Here is a 17,975-nt window from a genome sequence, read left to right as displayed (position 1 = left end):
CCCATAGAGCATCGTGCTTCGGATCCCCGAAATGCTGTCAATCCGCGTCTGAGCAGGGTCCCTGCGATCCTTCGGAGCTAGCGTTGAACGGTTGCCCGCGCACGGGCACCGTCACTTCTGGAGGATCCATGACAGCCCCCGCTGCAGTCGACCCGACGCCCGCCGATCGCCGGCGCTGGGCGCGCTATCTCGTCGAGGAGCGTGCCGAGGGCGCCGTCTATCAGAAGCTCGCCGCGCGCCGAGAAGGCGAGGAGCGCGACATCCTGCTCAGTCTCGCCGAAGCCGAACGCCGCCATGAGCAGCACTGGCTCGATCTCCTCGGCGCGGAGCCGAAGCGACTTCCCCGAGCCGGGGTGCGCTCGCGTCTCCTCGGCTGGATGGCCGGTCGCTTCGGGTCCATCTTCGTCCTCGCCCTCGCCCAGAGCGCCGAGGCTCGCTCGCCCTACGACGCGGAGCAGTATGCCACTCCCGCGATGCGGGCCGATGAGAAGGTCCACTACGAGGTCGTCCGGGGACTCGCCGCGCGAGGCCGCAGACGCCTCTCCGGCTCTTTCCGGGCCGCGGTCTTCGGAGCGAACGACGGTCTCGTGAGCAACCTCGCTCTCGTCCTCGGTATCGGCGCGACGGGCGTGAGCTCCGGCTTCGTGCTCTTCAGCGGCATCGCCGGACTCCTGGCAGGAGCATTGTCGATGGGGGCAGGCGAGTTCGTCTCGGTGCGTTCCCAGCGCGAGCTGCTCGCGGCCACCGAGGCGAACGAGGACGCCCATGCGGCCGCCGGCGATCTCGATATCGACGAGAACGAGCTCGCACTCGTCTACCGCGCACGCGGAATGGAGCAGGAGGAATCACTGGCACGCGCCAGACGCATCGTGACCGCTGCACAGGCCGGTGTCCGCCAGACCGCGACCGGGCCGGTCAATCTCCAGGGCGGCGACGACCACGAGATCGTCGGCAACGATTGGACCGCCGCGATCTCGAGCTTCCTCCTGTTCGCCTCCGGAGCGATCATCCCCGTCCTGCCGTGGATCTTCGGACTGCAGGGAACGACGGCCGTCGTCGTCGCCCTCGTCCTCGTCGGCATCGCGTTGCTGAGCACCGGTGCGATGGTGGGTGTCCTCTCGGGCGGGCCGCCTCTGCGTCGCGCTCTCCGTCAGCTCGCCATCGGTTTCGGCGCAGCGGCCATCACGTACCTGCTCGGCCTTCTGTTCGGAGTCAGCGCAGCCTGATCGTCGCGGGTGGGGGTGCGCGCGTGCCTCCACCCGCTGCCGCATCCGCCGCAGACGACGAAGCCCGCCGACAAACGAAGAAGGCCCCGGATCAGTGGATCCGGGGCCTTCTTCTTCCTGTGCGCGGAGGGGGACTTGAACCCCCACGCCCTTACGGGCACTACGACCTCAACGTAGCGCGTCTACCATTCCGCCACCCGCGCAGGTTTTGGATGATCGTTGCCGACCGAAGAATGACATTACCACGTCCCCGGCGGCCTCTCGAACCGAGGCGCACGCCCGGGCGTGGCGCGCGCTTTCGATAGCCTGGACCCATGACCGATCCGACTCTTGCGGAGGTCGTCCGCATCGCGAGCGACCTGATCCGCTTCGACACCTCCAACTTCGGAGGAGGCAACGCGAAGGGCGAGCGTGAGGCCGCGCAGTACGTCGGGGCCTACCTGGAGGAGCTCGGACTCGACGTCGAGTACTACGAGCCGATCCCTCGCCGCACCAATGTGATGGCGAGGGTGCCCGGGCGCGACAGGGACAAGCCGGCCCTCGTCGTGCACGGCCACCTCGACGTCGTTCCCGCCATGGCCGAGGACTGGAGCGTCGACCCGTTCGCCGGCCTCGTGCAGGATGGAATGCTGTGGGGCCGCGGCGCCGTCGACATGAAGAACATGAATGCGATGATCCTCACCTCGGTCGCCGAGATCCTGCGCGCGGGGGAGCAGCCGGAGCGCGATCTGGTGCTGGCGTTCTTCGCCGACGAGGAGAACGGCGGTGTCGAGGGGTCGGCGCTCGTCGTGCAGAACCACCCGGAGTGGTTCGAGGGCGCGACAGCCGCGATCAGCGAAGTCGGCGGCTACTCGATCACGGTCGATGACCGACGTGCGTATCTGCTGCAGGTGGGGGAGAAGGCCCTGATCTGGATCCGGCTCGTGGCGAAGGGCCGCGCGGGCCACGGAAGCCGTCTACACGATGACAACGCCGTCACGAAGCTCGCTGAGGCGGTGGCGGCGATCGGACGCACCCGGTGGCCGATCCGACTGACATCGACGACCAGGGCCCTGCTGGAAGGCCTGAGCGACCTCACCGGACGCAGCGTCGACGATCCCGATGCCCTCGCCTCGGCCGCGGGCCCGGCCGAGGCCTTCCTCCGGTCCTCTTTCCGTACGACGACGAACCCGACGGCGTTGACGGCGGGCTACAAGCACAACGTGATCCCCGAGCGCGCCGAGGCGCTCATCGACGTGCGCGTGATCCCCGGCACCGAAGACGATGTCCTCGCCGAGTTGCAGCAGATCGTCGGCGACGAGATCGTCATCGAGACGGTCGTCCGCGACATCGGAATGGAGACGCCGTTCGAGGGCGAGTTGGTGGAGGCGATGGTCGCCAGCATCGGCCGTCACGACCCCGGGGTACCGGTCATCCCGTACCTGCTCGGCGCCGGCACCGACAACAAGGCTCTGGCGTACCTGGGCATCACCGGCTACGGCTTCGCACCGCTGAAGCTCCCGGCCGACCTCGACTTCACGGGTATGTTCCACGGAGTCGATGAGCGAGTACCCGTAGAATCGCTTGTCTTCGGCCAGCGGGTGCTGACCGATCTGCTGCGCACGTACTGAGCGCCGCGCGCTCCGTGCCTCCCTGAACTGAAAGCTCTCCATGCACCTGCTCGAAGCACTGATCCTCGGCATCGTCCAGGGACTCACCGAGTTCCTTCCGATCTCCTCCAGCGCTCACCTGCGCATCCTCGGAACGTTCCTCCCCTCGGGGGAGGACCCGGGGGCCGCGTTCACCGCGATCACCCAGATCGGCACCGAGGCCGCCGTGGTGGTGTTCTTCTGGCGTGACATCGTGCGCATCGTCACGCAGTGGTTCCGGTCGCTCGTCGGCAAGGCTCCGCGCAACGATCCGGACGCCAGGATGGGCTGGTTGATCATCATCGGCAGCATCCCGATCGTGGTCCTCGGACTCCTGTTCCAGGATCAGATCGAGACCGTGCTCCGGTCGATGTGGATCGTCGCCGTCATGCTGATCGTCTTCGGCATCCTGCTCGGCGTCGCCGACTACGTGGGTGCGAAGCGCCGCAAGCTCGACGACCTCACCTACCCGCACGGCATCGCCTTCGGATTCGCGCAGGCGCTGGCCCTGATCCCCGGGGTCTCCCGCTCGGGCGGCACCATCACAATGGGGCTCTTCCTCGGCTACGAGCGTGCGGCTGCGGCGCGCTACGCCTTCCTGTTGGCGATCCCCGCGGTCTTCGGCAGCGGGTTCTATCAGGTGTTCAAGAGCTGGGACGAGCCGTCGTTCTTCTCCTTCGGCGACACCCTCGCCGCGACCGGAATCGCCTTCGTGGTGGCACTGGGCGTGATCGCGTTCTTCATGAACTGGATCTCGAAGCGCAGCTTCCTGCCGTTCGTGATCTACCGCATCCTGCTGGGCACCGTGCTGTTGGTCCTGCTCGGCACTGGCGTGATCGCCGCCTGACCCGCGCTCAGCGCTTGCGGTCGCCCGGGCCGTCGTCCCGGCGGCGCAGATAGCGCTCGAACGCCTGGGCGATCGCATCGCCAGATGCCTCGGGGGAGTCCCACGTGTCGCGGGTGCGCTCGAGCTGACGGATGTACTCGGCCATGTCCTCGTCCTCGGACGCGGCGGCGTCGATCGACGCCTCCCACGCCGCGGCCTCCGTGCGCAACGCCGTACGATCGACGTCCACCCCCGTGAGCTCCTCGAGCCGATCGAGGAGCGCGAGCGTCACCTTCGGCGAGGGGGTCGCGCTGGCGACGTAGTGCGGCACGCTCGCCCACAGGCTCGCCGTGGGAATGCCGGCGTTCTCGGCGAAGTGCTCGAAGACGGTGAGGATCCCGACCGGACCCTCATACAGCGAGCGCTCCAGCCCGTGCGCCTCGCGCACCTGCTCGTTCTGGCTCGAGGCGAAGATCGAGATGGGCCGCGTGTGCGGCACGTCGGACAGCATCGCTCCGAGGGTCACGAGAGCGGTGATGTCGTCGCGCAGGGCGATGTCGATGAACTCGGAGGCGAAGGCCTGCCAGGTACGCGCGGGTTCGGCGCCGGTGAGCAGCCAGAACTCGGGGCCGGGGCCGGGATCGCGGGGACGCCAGAGTCCTGCCTCCGGCCAGGTCAGTTGGCGACGGCCTTCCGCATCCATCCGCGTCGAGGGACGCGTGTACTGGTAGTCGAAGTACAGCTCGGGGTCGACGGAATGCACGAGATCGTACTCCGACGAGGAGCGCAGCGCCTCGATGGCGCTGCTGGCCGCTTCACCCGCGTCGTTCCAGCCGTCGAAGGCGGCGATGACGATGCGCGGACCGAGAACATCCATCGAGGGCTCCCTTCGAGATCGCGGTCGTGATCCTTCCAGGCTAGTCCGCGAAGGCGGGATGCGGGCGGCACCACGGCTAGCATGGGTTCAGTGAGCAGAAAGCCCAGCGCGGTCCTTTGGGACATGGACGGAACACTCGTCGACACCGAACCGTATTGGATGGCGGCCGAGACGGCGTTGGTCGAAGCGTTCGGCGGTTCCTGGACCCACGAGGATGCTCTGCAGCTCGTCGGCAGCGGTTTGATCGACAGCGCCGTGATCCTGCAGAACGCCGGTGTCGCGATGGAAGCCGAGGCGATTGTCTCCCACCTCACAGACGTCGTGCAGGAGTCTCTCCGCACGCAGGGCGTCCCGTTCCGCCCCGGTGCGCGCGAGCTGCTCCGCGACCTCCGCGAGGCGGGCATCCCGACCGGGCTCGTGACGATGTCGCTGCGTCGGATGGCGTTGAACGTGGTTGATCTGATCGACTTCGAGGCGTTCGACATCGTCGTCGCGGGAGATGACGTCGACAACCCCAAGCCGCACCCGGAGCCGTACCTGCAGGCCGCCGCCCTCCTCGACGTCGACATCGCCGAGGTGATCGTCATCGAGGATTCACCCACCGGCGTCCGTGCCGGCCTCGCGTCCGGAGCGCTCACTCTCGCCGTTCCGCACATCGTTCCGTTGGATCACCTCGGCGCTCACGAGCTGTGGTCGACGCTCGCCGGCAGAGGCGCCGCCGACCTCACCGATCTCTTCGACAGCAGCACCGCCGCGACAGGAGCCACCCGATGACCGATTCCCGAGTACCGCGGCCGAGCGGCCCGTTCCGCGCCGGCGATCGCGTGCAGTTGACGGGACCGAAAGGCCGTCTGCACACCGTGACTCTTCGCGAAGACGGCGAGCTCCACACACACCAGGGCGTGCTCCGTCATCGCGATCTGATCGGACTGCCCGACGGCTCCGTCGTCGCGAACAGCTCTGGCCATGACTATCTGGCACTGCGTCCCCTGCTGCGGGACTTCGCGATGTCGATGCCGCGCGGCGCAGCGATCGTGTACCCCAAGGACGCGGCTCAGATCGTGATGCAGGCCGATATCTTCCCGGGGTCGGTGGTCGTCGAGGCCGGCGTCGGATCCGGCGCCCTCTCGCTCTCGCTCCTGCGGGCAGTGGGTCCGGCGGGAAAGCTCATCTCATTCGAGCGTCGCGAGGACTTCGCCGACGTGGCGCGTGGCAACGTGGAGACGTTCTTCGGCGAACACCCCGACACCTGGCGCGTGGTCGTCGGTGATCTCGTCGAGGCTCTGCCGAAGGAATCCGCTCCGGCCTCGGTCGATCGCGTGGTCCTCGACATGCTCGCGCCGTGGGAATGCATGGATGCCGTCGCCGAGGCCCTCACCCCGGGCGGAGTCGTGCTCTGCTACGTGGCGACCGCGACGCAGCTCTCCCGCGTGGCCGAGTACATCCGCGGTACGGGACTCTTCACCGACCCCGATGCCTCCGAGACCATGGTTCGCGGCTGGCACGTCGAGGGTCTCGCCGTGCGCCCCGACCATCGCATGGTCGCGCACACAGGGTTCCTTCTCACCGCGCGCAGACTCGCGCCGGGCGCCGTCGCCCCATCGGTGAAGCGGCGGGCTTCCAAGAGCAGTTACGGCGACGAAGACGTGGAGGCGTGGACCCCCGGCGCCGTCGGCGACCGCGAGATCAGCGACAAGAACCTGCGCAAGCGCGCGCGGGAAGCGGAGAAGGCCGCCGAAGGGGCGCGCCTGGCTGCCGCATCGCGCGATTCCGGGCACGTGACGGAATAGACTGGAGCGCGTGCGTAAAACGACCGCCGTTCTGGCCTCCCTCAGCCTCGCCGTCCTCGCCCTGACAGGCTGCACCGCGACCGCATCCGACGGTGTCGCCGCCTGCGATCGCGGCGGCAACGACAAGATCCTGAACGTCGCCGATGTGAGCGGGGACCTCGGCTCCGTTCCGGACGTCGACGTCTTCGGACCGGTCAAGACCGACAAGACCTCCTTCGCGGATGTCACCGTCGGCGACGGGATCGCCCTGGGCTCGGATTTCCAGCCCGTGGTCATGGACATCGCCTTCTACGGCGGCGACAGCGGCAAGAAGCTCTACCAGTCCGAATTCAACGGAGACCAGAGTCGCGTGCACAGCATCGACTACTGGGCGCAGCGTTCCGCCGGCCTGTCCGAGGTTCTGGAGTGCGCCACGGAAGGCAGCCGCATCCTCGCTGTCCTGACGCCTGAGGACTTCGGCGCGCAGAACGTCCAGGCGTTCGGGCTCGAAAAAGGCGAGAACATCGTCGCGGTCATCGATGTGCTCGACGTCATGCCGTCGAAGGCATCCGGTGCGCTCCAGTTCAACGATGCCCGCGGCCTTCCCACCGTCGTGCGTGCTCCCGACGGCACTCCCGGCGTCATCATCCCCGATGTGCCCGCCCCGACCGAGATCACCACGCAGACCCTCATCAAGGGCGACGGCCCGGAGGTGAAGAAGGGCGACATCGTCGTCTCCAACGTCATGGGTGTCGGCTGGGACGACAAGAAGGTCACCACGAGCTCCTGGGGCAAGGATGCCAGCGTCAGCGTGGCCGCCGACCAGCTCGTCGGAGCCACCGTGGGATCTCAGCTCCTCGTCGTGTTCCCCGCGGCCGAGAACTCTCCCGCGACCGCGATCGTCGTCGACATCCTGGGCGCAGTGACGGCGCCCGCGCCGTGATGGCTGCCCGGATCCCCGCGGAGGAGCGCCTGACGAATCTCGTCGTGGCGTTGATGGCCACGGAGATCGGGTTGACCAAGCAGCAGATCCTCGACAACGTCTCCGGCTATCGGCAACGCGCCGAGGCGGGAACCCGCTCGGACGCGCTCGAGAAGATGTTCGAGCGCGACAAGGACGAGCTGCGCTCGCTCGGAGTGCCCATCGAGACCATCGGGGACGCCGCCGATCCCAACGATCTCCGCGAGGCCCGCTATCGCATTCCGCAGGCGGAATACGATCTCCCGAGTGACATCGAGTTCTCGCCCGCCGAGCTGGCCGTGCTGCAGTTGGCCGGTAGCGTCTGGAGTGCGGAGTCGGTCTCGGGCGACGCGCAATCGGGCGTCCGGAAGATCCGAGCGCTCGGCATCGACGGCGACGAACCGATCATCGGCTTCGCGCCGCGGATCACGGCACGAGATGCGGCGTTCTCGCCGTTGCAGGATGCCATCGAACGCAGCAGGGTGGTGGCGTTCGACTACTTGAAGCCGGGGGAGGACGCACCTCGTCGTCGGCGTATCCGGCCGTTGGCGCTGGTCGACTACGAGGCGCGATGGCATGTCTTCGGCGTCGACGTCGACGCGGAAGAGGATCGCACCTTCCTGCTCAGCCGTGTCGTCGGCGATGTGCGCGTGAGCCCCCAGAGCTTCGATCCCGCCCTGCGCGACAGCGCCGGAGATCGAGCCCTCGCCGGGTTGGAACGTGTCGCAGCCGAGAACTCCGCCCTCCTGGAAGTGACCCCGGGGACCGAGGCCGCACTGCGCTTGGGACGACGGGCCACATCGGCCGCGCAGGGGATCAATGTGCCCTTCGTCGACCTGCACATCCTCGCCGACGAGCTCGCCTCGTATGGTCCGGAAGTCCGGGTGGTCGAACCCGCCCTGCTGCGGGAGGCCGTGATCTCACGGCTCCGTGCCGTCGTGCGCGTGCACGCCGATGTCGAGGAGGCGAGATGAGTGCGAAGTCGAAGCCCCTGCTCGCGGCTGATCGTGTGCGGCTCTACCTGACTCTCGTTCCCTACCTCCTCGAGCACGGTCAGGTGTCGCTCCAGGAAGCAGCGTCAGAGTTCGGCGTGACTCCGCAGGAGATGCGGGGCATGGTCGAGAAGCTCACCGTCATCGGTCTCCCCGGGGAATCGGGCTACTGGCAGCAGCCCCAGGAGATGTTCGACATCAACTGGGACCTGCTCGATCTCGAAGACGTGATCGAGATCACCAACGACGTGGCGCTGCGTCGCGTTCCGCGCTTCACCGCCCGCGAGGCCGCGGCGCTCCTGGCCGGCCTGCAGATGGTCGCTGCGGTCCCGGCCGTCTCGGATTCGGGTCTGGTCGCCGGGCTGATCTCCAAGCTCTCACGGGGCGCGGCGGATGCGCCCGCCGATGTCGTCGTCGCCCCGAGCGCGGTCGACGAGGTTCGCGAGGCGGTGGCTCGAGGACTGCATGAAGGGGTGGCGATCTCCTTCACCTACCAGGCTCCCGATGCCGCCCCGACGACGCGCACGGTCGACCCGATGCAGATCCTGATCACCAACGGGCAGTGGTACCTGCAGGGCTGGTGCCATCTTCGACAGGCTATGCGCACATTCCACCTCGACCGCGTCAGCGCCCCGACGCTGACCGACATCCCGATCACCCACGCCGGCGATCAGGTTCCCGAGGCGTTCGCCGGCCTGGACGACGAGCGTGAGGTCACGGTCCGTGTGGCCGAGCGACTCGCTCCGCTCCTGAGCGGATTCCTGCCGACGGGTGAAACCGACGTGGTCGATGGCGCGGTCACCACCCGCCTGCATCTCGCCGACCCGCGAGGCATCAAGCGTCTCGCGGGCCGCTTCGGCGGAGCGATGGAGGTACTGGAACCCGGTGTCGCCCGGTCGGCGACCAGGGACTGGGCCGCCGCAGGACTCGCCCTCTATCGCCAACCCGAAGCAAAGGTTTGATCTGTAGACTGGAGCGAACGCTCACCGACGACGGGAATCCTGACATGTTCGCTGGAATGCAAGGCTGGCACCTGCTTATCGTGCTGGCCGTGATCCTCCTCCTGTTCGGTGCTGCCAAGTTGCCGGCTCTCGCGAAGAGCATGGGCCAGTCCGCCCGCGTGTTCAAGGGCGAGATGAAGGCGATGAAGGACGACGACGCTGCTCGCACCGACTCCGCTGCCGTCGAGCCGACCACGGTGAAGGACTCGGGCATCGAACCTGAGACTCCGCCCCGCGCCTGACCGGCCGTGGCAGCCATCGAACCGACCGTGATGCCGAAGGCGGATCGGGATCGACGGATGTCGCTCGGCGCGCATCTCGTCGAACTGCGCAAGCGCCTGATGTTCGCAGCGCTCGCCCTGCTGATCGGCATGGTCATCGCCTTCCTCATCGCTGACCCGATCATCAACTTCATCACCGAGCCGGTGCGCATCATCGCCGAGAAGCGTGGAGACGACTTCAGCGCGCTCAACTTCGGAACGGTCACGGCCGCGTTCGACATGCGCATGCGCATCGCGTTCTCCATCGGCATCTTCCTGTCGGCTCCGGTGTGGCTTTGGCAGATCTGGGCGTTCATCATGCCCGGTCTCACGCGCAAAGAGGTCAGGTACACGATCGGTTTCGTCGTGGCCGCGGTGCCGCTGTTCTTCGCCGGCTGCTACCTCGGCGTGATGATCATGCCGCACATCATCGAGTTGATGTGGAGCTTCACGCCCGCCGGTGCGACGAACCTCTATTCCGCACAGGAGTATTACGACTTCATCTTCAAGCTGATGATCGTGATCGGCATCTCGTTCGTGCTTCCCGTGTTCCTGGTCGCGCTCAACCTCGCGGGCGTCATGTCCGGCCGCGCGATCCTCAAGGGATGGCGGGTCGCCATCATCATCGCCACGGTGTTCGCCGCACTCGCGACGCCGGCCGCTGACGTCGTCAGCATGTTGATGCTCGCGGGGATCCTGATCGTCCTCTTCTTCGCCGCGGCCGGGCTCTCGCTGATCTTCGACCGACGAAAGCGCAAGCGCGACGAGGCATCAGGGCTTCTGCCGGATCCGGCATGAGTTCCCCTTCCGAGAGGTACGCCCGCGCGCAGGAGGCGGTGGAGCACCCGCAGTCGACCGCTTTCGCCGCACTGCAGAAGTTCCAGCTCGATCCCTTCCAGATCGCCGGCTGCCACGCACTCGAGAGCGGACGCAGCGTGTTGGTCGCCGCGCCGACGGGTGCCGGGAAGACGATCGTCGGCGAGTTCGCGATCCACCTCGCCATGCAGACCTCGAGTGACAAGGCGTTCTACACGACGCCGATGAAGGCACTCTCGAATCAGAAGTTCCGAGAACTGGTCGACGTCTACGGGGCCGACCAGGTGGGACTCCTCACGGGCGACACGAACATCAACGGCAATGCGCGCATCGTCGTGATGACCACCGAGGTCCTTCGCAACATGATCTACGCCGACTCCTCGGCGCTCCGCGACCTGCGTTACGTCATCATGGACGAGGTCCACTACCTCGCCGACCGGTTCCGCGGCGCTGTGTGGGAAGAGGTCATCATCCATCTCCCCGCCCGCGTGCGCCTGGTGTCGTTGAGCGCCACCGTGTCGAACGCGGAGGAGTTCGGCGACTGGCTCGACACCGTGCGCGGAGACACCGAGGTGATCGTCTCCGAGATCCGCCCCGTGCCGCTGGAGCAGCATGTACTGGTGCGCGATGACCTCCTGCCGTTGTTCGACGATCGGGCGGGTCCGGCCACGGCGCAGGTGAATCAGGAGCTGATGCGGATCCGCTCCTCGACGAGCACGACCTACGAGAACAACCGGCAGGCACAGGCCTACCGCAGCGACCGCCACGCCGGCCGTCAGGCGAAGCGACCTCCCCGGGGTGGGCGCCGACCGGTGCGTGCTGCCAATGCCCGCCGGATCGAGCGGATGGACCGCCCCGATGTCGTGCGGCTTCTGGAGCGGGCGAATCTGCTGCCGGCGATCTTCTTCATCTTCAGTCGGGTGGGCTGCGATGCCGCCGTGCAACAGGTGCGCCGCTCGGGCATCCGGCTCACCTCGAACGAGGAACGTGCAGAGATCCGCGCGATCGTCGAAGAGCGTACGCGCACGCTCCAGGAAGAGGACCTCGGTGTCCTCGGCTACTGGGAATGGCTCGACAACCTCGAGCGCGGCGTCGCGTCGCATCATGCGGGGCTGCTGCCCGCGTTCAAAGAGGTCGTCGAAGAGCTCTATCAGCGCAAGCTCGTCAAGGTCGTCTTCGCCACCGAGACGCTCGCGCTCGGGATCAACATGCCGGCACGCACGGTCGTGCTCGAGAAGATGGAGAAGTTCAACGGCGAGGCCCGGGTAGCCATCACCTCGGGGGAGTACACCCAGCTCACCGGGCGCGCAGGGCGTCGAGGCATCGACGTCGAGGGTCACGCCGTCGTGCAGTGGACCGAGGGCATGGATCCGCAGGCGGTCGCTGCGCTCGCCTCCCGCCGGACGTATCCGTTGAATTCCAGCTTCCGCCCGACGTACAACATGGCCGTGAACCTGATCGACCTGTTCGGCAAGCCCAGGGCCCGACAGATCTTGGAATCGTCGTTCGCCCAGTTCCAGGCCGACCGCGCCGTCGTCGGTCTGGCACGCCAGGTGCGCGAGGCCGAGGAGTCGCTGGCGGGCTATCAGAGCGCGATGGCATGCGAACACGGCGACTTCCCCGAGTACGCAGCGATCCGACGCGAATTGAGCGACCTCGAGAAGAAGAACCGACAGGACTCGAACGCCCCGCGCGCGTCGCGCGACAAGCGCATGAAGCGCATCCAGACCCTGCGCACGCAGATGCAACGTCATCCGTGCCATCGCTGCCCCGATCGCGAGGCCCACGCGCGCTGGGCGGAGCGCTACTGGAAGCTGAAGCGTCAGACGGACCGCATCCGCCGTCAGATCGAGACGCGCACCGGAACCGTGGCGCGTGTCTTCGACCGCGTCGTCGAAGTTCTCGAGACCCTCGACTATCTCACGGAGGACGAGGGAGAGCCGGCGTTGACCGAGGCCGGTCGCACCATGCGTCGTATCTACGGCGAACGGGACCTGTTGGTCGCGGAGTCCTTGCGCCAGGGGCTCTGGGCCGGCCTCGATGCCCCGTCTCTCGCCGCCATGGCGTGCTGCCTCGTGTATGAGCCGCGACGCGACGAGGCGAACACGGGGGAGAGGGGCCTGCCGCGCGGAGCCTTCCGTGCAGCGTACGAGAAGACGACGACGCTGTGGGCTGAGCTCGACGACCTCGAGCAGGACCATCACCTTCCCGGAAGTGAGCCCCTGGCAGCGGGGCTGGCCGGCGCGATGCATTCCTGGGCACGTGGAGGGATGCTCGACCGGGTGCTGATCGACGCAGACATGGCAGCCGGCGACTTCGTGCGCTGGGCGAAGCAGACGATCGATCTGCTCGATCAACTCTCGATCGTGGCCGAGGACGCCGCTCTCGCGCGTACGGCTCGAGCCGCGCTCGACGGCGTGCGTCGCGGCATCGTCGCCTACTCGTCGATGTGAGATGGACGGAATGACCGAGAAACCAGCGCCACAGCGCGCCCTCCTGCCGCTCTGGGCCGCTGTGATCGCCGCCGCAGTCGCCGCGATGATGATGAACCTGGCCTATCCCGATGACGCGATCTGGATCCTCGCCTTCCCCGCGACCGCTCTTCTGCTCATCGCGTTGATCGGACGCCGGTTCGGCGGAGCCCTCCTCGTCGGGCTCGTCTACGGCATCCTGTTCTTCGCGCTTCTCGTCTCCTGGACATCGCGATACCTCGGCCCTGTTCCCTGGGCCGCCCTCAGCGTGGTCGAAGGGATGCTGACCGCCGTCGTGCTGGTTCCGATCACCCTCGCGTATCGCTGGCTGCCGAAGGCCTTCCCCGGGACGGCAGGACGCCTCCTGGGGCTTCCCGCGACCGTCGCCGCTCTCTGGGTCGGTCGCGAACTGTTCATCGGTTCCTGGCCCTATGGGGGCTTCCCGTGGGCACGGATCGGTATGAGTCAGGCGGAGAGTCCTCTGGCACCGGTCACATCGTGGGTCGGCGTCAGCGGTCTCAGCTTCCTGATGGTGCTCCTCGTCGCCATGCTCATCGAGGTCGTCCGGCTCCGCGCCTGGCGCCGTCCACTCCGCCTGATCGCGCCCGCAGCAGTGCTCGTGGTGTTGCTGTTCACCCCGCTCTTCCCGACCTCCCCGAGCGGTTCCATGCGCATTGCGGCTGTACAGGGGAACGGGCCCACCGGATACTTCGACGACAGAGAGCCTTTCGCCGTCATCCAGGCCCAGACCGAAGCTACAGCGCCTCTGTACGGCGAGGACGTGGATCTCCTCGTCTGGCCCGAAGGGTCGTTGGACGGCGACCCCTTCGAGATCGACGCCCTCGCGCGACGGATGACGCTCGTCGCCAACCGGATCGACGCCCCTCTGCTGGCCAACGCGGCCACCGGGCGTGGCGACCGCTACTTCAACACCTCGATGCTGTGGAACGCCGACGGCACCGCGACGCAGCTGCACGACAAACGTCACCCCGTCCCGTTCGGGGAGTACGTGCCCGACCGCGCCTTCTTCAACGCTCTCGCGCCGAATCTGATCGGGCTCATCCAGAGGGAGTACACGCCGGGGTCGAATCCACCGATCATGGATGTCGACGACGTGCGCGTCGGGCTCGCCATCTGTTTCGACGTGATCTACGACGACGTGATCTGGCAGGGTCTGAACTCCGGCGCCGAGGTGCTGGTGTTCCAGACGAACAACGCCGACTTCCGCGGTACCGACGAGAATCTCCAGCAGCTCGCGTTCGCGCGGATGCGGGCCATCGAGACCGGCCGCAGCGTGGTGAACATCTCCACGGTCGGCACCAGCCAGGTCATCCGCGCGGACGGTTCGACGGTCACCAGCCTGGACGCAGATGAGGCCGGAGCGATGCTCGAAGATGTCGAGCTCCGGTCCGGCCTCACGGCTGGTGTTGTCCTTGGCCCCTGGGTGCAGGCGTTCCTGCTGTGGGGCGGTCTCGGCGCGCTTCTCGTCGGGTGGTGGCGCGCCAGGAGGCGCTAGGCGCCGATCTTCTCGCGGGTCGGATCTTCCCCGGCACCGCGTCGAGCGCGGATAAAGGCGAGGCGCTCTTCGAGCAGCTCCTCGAGTTCGGCGCGCGTACGGCGCTCCAGGAGCATGTCCCAGTGGGTGCGGGCGGCCTTCTCGTCGCTGGCCTCGAGCGTGACGGCCTGACCGTCGACATTCAGGCGGGCCTCGGCGCCGCACGCGCGGCACTCCCAGGTCTGGGGCGGCTCTGCATCCGCCGCGAACATCAGGTTCGTGACGTGGCCGCAAGTGTCACAGGTGTAGGTGGTCTCACGGCGCTCCATGAAAACGACGCCCTCTTCGCTCTGTAGGCTCTGGGCGCCGAGTCGGATGCCGCGCAGGCTGCGATCTGCCATTGTGTGGTCCTCTCGTCGCTGTCAGGTATAACGCTCCAGCCTGTGCGCTTCATCCACGCGGCCGCCTTCTCGGCGGAACTCACAGGTTAATCCCAGCGCCGGAGGTTATGGGGCGCGTCGGAAGTCAGCGAGGAGCGAGTGTCTTGAGAGCGAGATCCGCCCGATCGGAGACGATGCCGTCGGCCCCGAGGGCGACGAGGCGCCGCATGTCGTCGGGATCGTTGACGGTCCATACGTGGACCTCGACGCCGTGCCGGTGGGCCGCACGCAGGAGCGCGGGAGTCAGTACCCTCAGCGCGCCGTATCTCTCGGGAATCTGCAGCGCGTCGACCTCGCGGAGCAGGTGCGCAGGGGAGAGGCGGAGAGCCGAGAGCGCACGCAGGGCGGCGATCGTCCGGCTCCCTCCGGACGTCGCGGGACGAAGAGCGGCGCCGGCCCGCAGTACCGAGGCGAGGGCGGCGCGACGGTTCGCGTCGGAGAAGCTGGTCAGAAGGATACGGTGGGTGTGCTCGACCAGGATCGGGCCGAGAGGGTCGACGGCGGCCGCGGTCTTCACGTCGATGTTGAATCGGACATCCGTGAAGGAGGCCAGCGCCTCCGACACCGTCAGGAGTCCACCGTGGTCGGCGAACAGAGTCCGCAGTTCGCGCGTGGGCACCTCGCGGACGTTGCGGCTGTCGCCGATCAGGCGTGTCAGGGTCGCATCGTGGAACAGCACGACGTCGCCGTCTGCGGTGACCTGGCAGTCGGTCTCGATGTAGTCGACGCCCGCGGCGTGCGCGGCAGCGAAGGCCGCGGCCGAGTTCTCCCAGACGCCTGAGCCCTCGCCCGGCGCGGTGATCAGGCCGCGATGGGCGAGGACTCGGGGATGCCGCGTCTTCGAGAAGTACGGGTGCGTCACGCGCCGGGCAGCGTGTTCGTCGGGCCCTGGCCCGGCTTCGGGGTGAACGCACTGCCGATGCCCTTGAGCGCCTCGGTGAGCTCACTCGGGATGATCCACAGCTTGTTGGACTGCCCCTCGCTGATCTTCGGCAGCATCTGCAGGTACTGGTAGGCGAGGAGCTTGTCATCCGGCTCGCCCTGGTGGATGGCGGTGAAGACGTTCTGAATCGCCTCGGCCTCACCCTGTGCGCGGAGCACGGCCGCCTGCTTGTCACCCTCTGCGCGCAGGATCTCCGCCTGACGGGCGCCCTCGGCCTCAAGGATCGCTGACTGCTTCGTGCCCTCCGCCGTGAGGATCGCGGCGCGTCGGTCACGCTCGGCGCGCATCTGCTTCTCCATGGAATCCTGGATCGAGATGGGCGGGTCGATCGCCTTCAGCTCGACGCGGCCGACGCGGATGCCCCACTTGCCGGTGGCTTCGTCGAGCACCACGCGCAGCTGGCCGTTGATGTTGTCGCGGCTCGTGAGCGCCTCTTCGAGGTTGAGGCCACCGACGACGTTGCGAAGCGTGGTGGTGGTCAGTTGCTCCACGGCACCGAGGTAGTTCGCGATCTCGTACGTGGCGGCGCGCGCGTCGGTCACCTGGAAATAGACGACCGTGTCGATCGACACGACCAGGTTGTCCTCGGTGATCACCGGCTGCGGCGGGAACGAGACGACCTGCTCGCGCATGTCGATCAGGGGGCGCAGCCGGTCGATGAATGGGACGAGGACGTTCAGCCCGGGGGTCAAGGTCTTGTGATAGCGCCCCAGTCGCTCGACGACTCCGGCCGTGGCCTGCGGAATGATGCGGATCGCGCGGGCGACAGTGACCACCACGAAGATGATCACCGCGATCACGAGGATCCACAGGATCGCTGTGGGGATGAACGATGCGTCGTTCACTGGTTCTCCTAGTCGTTGACGGGACGGACGATGGCGGTGGCGCCGTTGATCGCGCTCACGGCGACCGGAGCGCCCTGGGGAATCGGCACGGGGGTGGCGGTGCGAGCGGTCCAGGTGTCGCCGTTGGCGAGCTTGACCTGGCCGGAGATCTGCGTGATGTCGTGCAGCGCGATCCCTCGCAGGTCGACGAGGGCATCGACGTTGGACTTGGTCGGGTCCTCGCCTCGGCGCAGGCGCTTGAGCAACGGGGGACGCAGGAAGAGGATGAACAGCGCGGCCGCGGCCGCGGCGATGATCACCTGCAGCCACACCGGAACACCGATCAGATCCGTGACCAGACCGACCACGCTGCCGAAGCTCAGCATCAGGAACGTGAAGTCCAGCGAGAGCATCTCGATCACGAGGAAAACGGCGATCAGGACCAGCCAGCCGATCCACGCCCATTGGTCGATGAACGTGACGAACGTCGCGAGATTGTCCATGCGGCCTCCTTTGTGGTCAAGGTATCACGCCGACACCGCCTGATCCGGGTGCCACCGTGCGCGCTTGATAGTGTGAGAGGGCCGTGCGATCACGGCTTTTTCACGCATCATGAGGAGTCACCGTGACCGACGTTCTTCCCGCAGGATCCCTTGACGGCAAGGTCGCTCTTGTCACCGGTTCATCGCGGGGGATCGGCGCCGACACCGTGCGCTACCTCGCCGAGGCCGGCGCCGACGTCGTCATCAACTTCCGCAACAAGGCACCGCGAGCCGAGAAGCTCGCCGCACAGCTGCGCGAACTCGGTCGTCGCGCACTCGTCGTGGGCACGGATCTGACCGACCCTGCGTCCGTCGCCGAGATGTTCGAGGCGATCCGGGCAGAGTACGGTCGACTCGACGTGCTCGTGCTCAACGCCTCCGGCGGCATGGAATCGGGCATGGCCGAGGACTACGCCCTCGCGCTGAACCGCGACGCGCAGCTCAACGTTCTGAACGCGGCGACCCCTCTGCTCGCCGGCGGCGCGCGCGTCGTGTTCGTGACCAGTCACCAGGCGCACTTCATCCGGACCACGCCGACCATGCCGGAGTACGAGCCGGTGGCGCTCTCGAAGCGCGCGGGGGAAGACGCGCTGCGTGAGCTCATCCCCGGCCTGGCAGCGAAGGGGATCGGGTTCACCGTCGTCTCCGGCGACATGATCGAGGGCACGATCACCGCGACGCTGCTGGAGCGCGCGAACCCGGGTGCGATCGCCGAGCGCCGAGAATCGGCCGGCAAGCTCTACAACGTCTCGGAGTTCGCGGCCGAGGTGGCCAAGGCCGTGATCGACCCGGTGCCGGCCGACAACACGCGTCTCGTCGGCGACGTGAGCGCCTTCGCCGCCGAATAGCACGGCATACAGAGAATCGGCCCCGCCCTGCACTCTGCAGGGCGGGGCCGATTTCG

18 protein-coding genes and 1 tRNA gene are annotated in these 17,975 nt (G+C 67.3%); 13 read left to right on the top strand and 6 right to left on the bottom strand.

Annotation, left to right across the window (positions count from 1 at the left end):
• Positions 1–128 precede the first annotated feature (128 nt).
• Positions 129–1,226: a VIT1/CCC1 family protein gene (locus ACIQLD_RS02530; protein ID WP_402604626.1), complete on the top strand. Its 1,098-nt coding sequence runs from the start codon at positions 129–131 to the stop codon at positions 1,224–1,226.
• 120 nt (positions 1,227–1,346) lie between these two features.
• Here ACIQLD_RS02530 and ACIQLD_RS02525 read toward each other — a convergent pair.
• A tRNA-Leu gene (locus ACIQLD_RS02525) sits at positions 1,347–1,429 on the bottom strand.
• Between the two features lie 111 nt (positions 1,430–1,540).
• Between ACIQLD_RS02525 and ACIQLD_RS02520 the strand changes: the two genes are divergently transcribed.
• Both ACIQLD_RS02520 and ACIQLD_RS02515 read left to right on the top strand, forming a co-directional pair.
• A complete protein-coding gene (locus tag ACIQLD_RS02520) occupies positions 1,541–2,836 on the top strand; it encodes a M20/M25/M40 family metallo-hydrolase (RefSeq protein WP_402604623.1) in 1,296 nt (431 codons plus the stop codon).
• 40 nt (positions 2,837–2,876) lie between these two features.
• Positions 2,877–3,701 (top strand): undecaprenyl-diphosphate phosphatase, encoded by an 825-nt coding sequence (locus ACIQLD_RS02515; RefSeq protein ID WP_021200554.1) that lies wholly within the window; start codon positions 2,877–2,879, stop codon positions 3,699–3,701.
• 7 nt (positions 3,702–3,708) lie between these two features.
• On the opposite strand, the gene ACIQLD_RS02510 is transcribed toward ACIQLD_RS02515, so the two are convergent.
• Positions 3,709–4,557, bottom strand: a complete 849-nt coding sequence (locus ACIQLD_RS02510) for a PAC2 family protein (protein WP_402604620.1) — start codon at positions 4,555–4,557, stop codon at positions 3,709–3,711.
• 81 nt (positions 4,558–4,638) lie between these two features.
• On the opposite strand from ACIQLD_RS02510, the gene ACIQLD_RS02505 reads away from it, so the two are divergent.
• The 9 genes from ACIQLD_RS02505 to lnt are packed head-to-tail and all read left to right on the top strand — an operon-like array spanning position 4,639 to position 14,343.
• Positions 4,639–5,331: an HAD family hydrolase gene (locus tag ACIQLD_RS02505; RefSeq protein WP_402604618.1), complete on the top strand. Its 693-nt coding sequence runs from the start codon at positions 4,639–4,641 to the stop codon at positions 5,329–5,331.
• Entirely contained in the window at positions 5,328–6,347 is a 1,020-nt protein-coding gene (locus ACIQLD_RS02500; RefSeq protein WP_402604616.1) for a tRNA (adenine-N1)-methyltransferase, read from the top strand. Before ACIQLD_RS02505 ends, ACIQLD_RS02500 begins: the two co-directional genes overlap by 4 nt.
• Before the next feature lie 10 nt (positions 6,348–6,357).
• Positions 6,358–7,269 (top strand): hypothetical protein, encoded by a 912-nt coding sequence (locus tag ACIQLD_RS02495; RefSeq protein ID WP_402604613.1) that lies wholly within the window; start codon positions 6,358–6,360, stop codon positions 7,267–7,269.
• Positions 7,269–8,261: a helix-turn-helix transcriptional regulator gene (locus tag ACIQLD_RS02490; protein WP_402604611.1), complete on the top strand. Its 993-nt coding sequence runs from the start codon at positions 7,269–7,271 to the stop codon at positions 8,259–8,261. Before ACIQLD_RS02495 ends, ACIQLD_RS02490 begins: the two co-directional genes overlap by 1 nt.
• Complete coding sequence (locus tag ACIQLD_RS02485) at positions 8,258–9,241, top strand: helix-turn-helix transcriptional regulator (RefSeq protein ID WP_402604609.1); 984 nt, start codon at positions 8,258–8,260, stop codon at positions 9,239–9,241. Before ACIQLD_RS02490 ends, ACIQLD_RS02485 begins: the two co-directional genes overlap by 4 nt.
• A 44-nt stretch (positions 9,242–9,285) precedes the next feature.
• Positions 9,286–9,522 carry a twin-arginine translocase TatA/TatE family subunit gene (tatA, locus tag ACIQLD_RS02480; RefSeq protein ID WP_402604607.1) on the top strand — a complete coding sequence of 79 codons (237 nt, stop codon included), beginning with the start codon at positions 9,286–9,288 and terminating at the stop codon, positions 9,520–9,522.
• Between the two features lie 57 nt (positions 9,523–9,579).
• Positions 9,580–10,338: a twin-arginine translocase subunit TatC gene (gene tatC, locus ACIQLD_RS02475; protein ID WP_402608477.1), complete on the top strand. Its 759-nt coding sequence runs from the start codon at positions 9,580–9,582 to the stop codon at positions 10,336–10,338.
• The gene (locus ACIQLD_RS02470; RefSeq protein ID WP_402604604.1) at positions 10,335–12,809 is read left to right on the top strand and encodes a DEAD/DEAH box helicase; all 2,475 of its coding nucleotides are present in this window, start codon (positions 10,335–10,337) and stop codon (positions 12,807–12,809) included. The genes tatC and ACIQLD_RS02470 overlap by 4 nt, the downstream gene beginning before the upstream one ends.
• Position 12,810: 1 nt before the next feature.
• Positions 12,811–14,343, top strand: coding sequence for an apolipoprotein N-acyltransferase (gene lnt / locus ACIQLD_RS02465; protein ID WP_402604602.1), 1,533 nt, complete (start codon positions 12,811–12,813; stop codon positions 14,341–14,343).
• Here lnt and ACIQLD_RS02460 read toward each other — a convergent pair.
• The 4 genes from ACIQLD_RS02460 to ACIQLD_RS02445 all read right to left on the bottom strand — a co-directional run bounded on the left by ACIQLD_RS02460 (position 14,340) and on the right by ACIQLD_RS02445 (position 17,032).
• Complete coding sequence (locus tag ACIQLD_RS02460) at positions 14,340–14,723, bottom strand: RNA polymerase-binding protein RbpA (protein WP_021200565.1); 384 nt, start codon at positions 14,721–14,723, stop codon at positions 14,340–14,342. The genes lnt and ACIQLD_RS02460 overlap by 4 nt on opposite strands.
• A gap of 124 nt (positions 14,724–14,847) precedes the next feature.
• Positions 14,848–15,624 (bottom strand): glycerophosphodiester phosphodiesterase family protein, encoded by a 777-nt coding sequence (locus ACIQLD_RS02455; RefSeq protein WP_402604598.1) that lies wholly within the window; start codon positions 15,622–15,624, stop codon positions 14,848–14,850.
• Positions 15,621–16,550: an SPFH domain-containing protein gene (locus tag ACIQLD_RS02450; protein WP_402604596.1), complete on the bottom strand. Its 930-nt coding sequence runs from the start codon at positions 16,548–16,550 to the stop codon at positions 15,621–15,623. The genes ACIQLD_RS02455 and ACIQLD_RS02450 overlap by 4 nt, the downstream gene beginning before the upstream one ends.
• Before the next feature lie 8 nt (positions 16,551–16,558).
• Complete coding sequence (locus ACIQLD_RS02445; protein ID WP_402604593.1) at positions 16,559–17,032, bottom strand: NfeD family protein; 474 nt, start codon at positions 17,030–17,032, stop codon at positions 16,559–16,561.
• Between the two features lie 122 nt (positions 17,033–17,154).
• Here ACIQLD_RS02445 and ACIQLD_RS02440 point away from each other — a divergent pair, with 122 nt between their 5' ends.
• A complete protein-coding gene (locus ACIQLD_RS02440; protein ID WP_402604590.1) occupies positions 17,155–17,919 on the top strand; it encodes an SDR family oxidoreductase in 765 nt (254 codons plus the stop codon).
• Positions 17,920–17,975: the final 56 nt, after the last annotated feature.

This window comes from Microbacterium sp. NPDC091662 (genome assembly GCF_044756705.1).
Classification (GTDB): Bacteria; Actinomycetota; Actinomycetes; order Actinomycetales; family Microbacteriaceae; genus Microbacterium.
The sequence above is the reverse complement of the archived record's forward strand: the minus strand, read 5'-3'. Positions and strand labels throughout refer to the sequence as shown.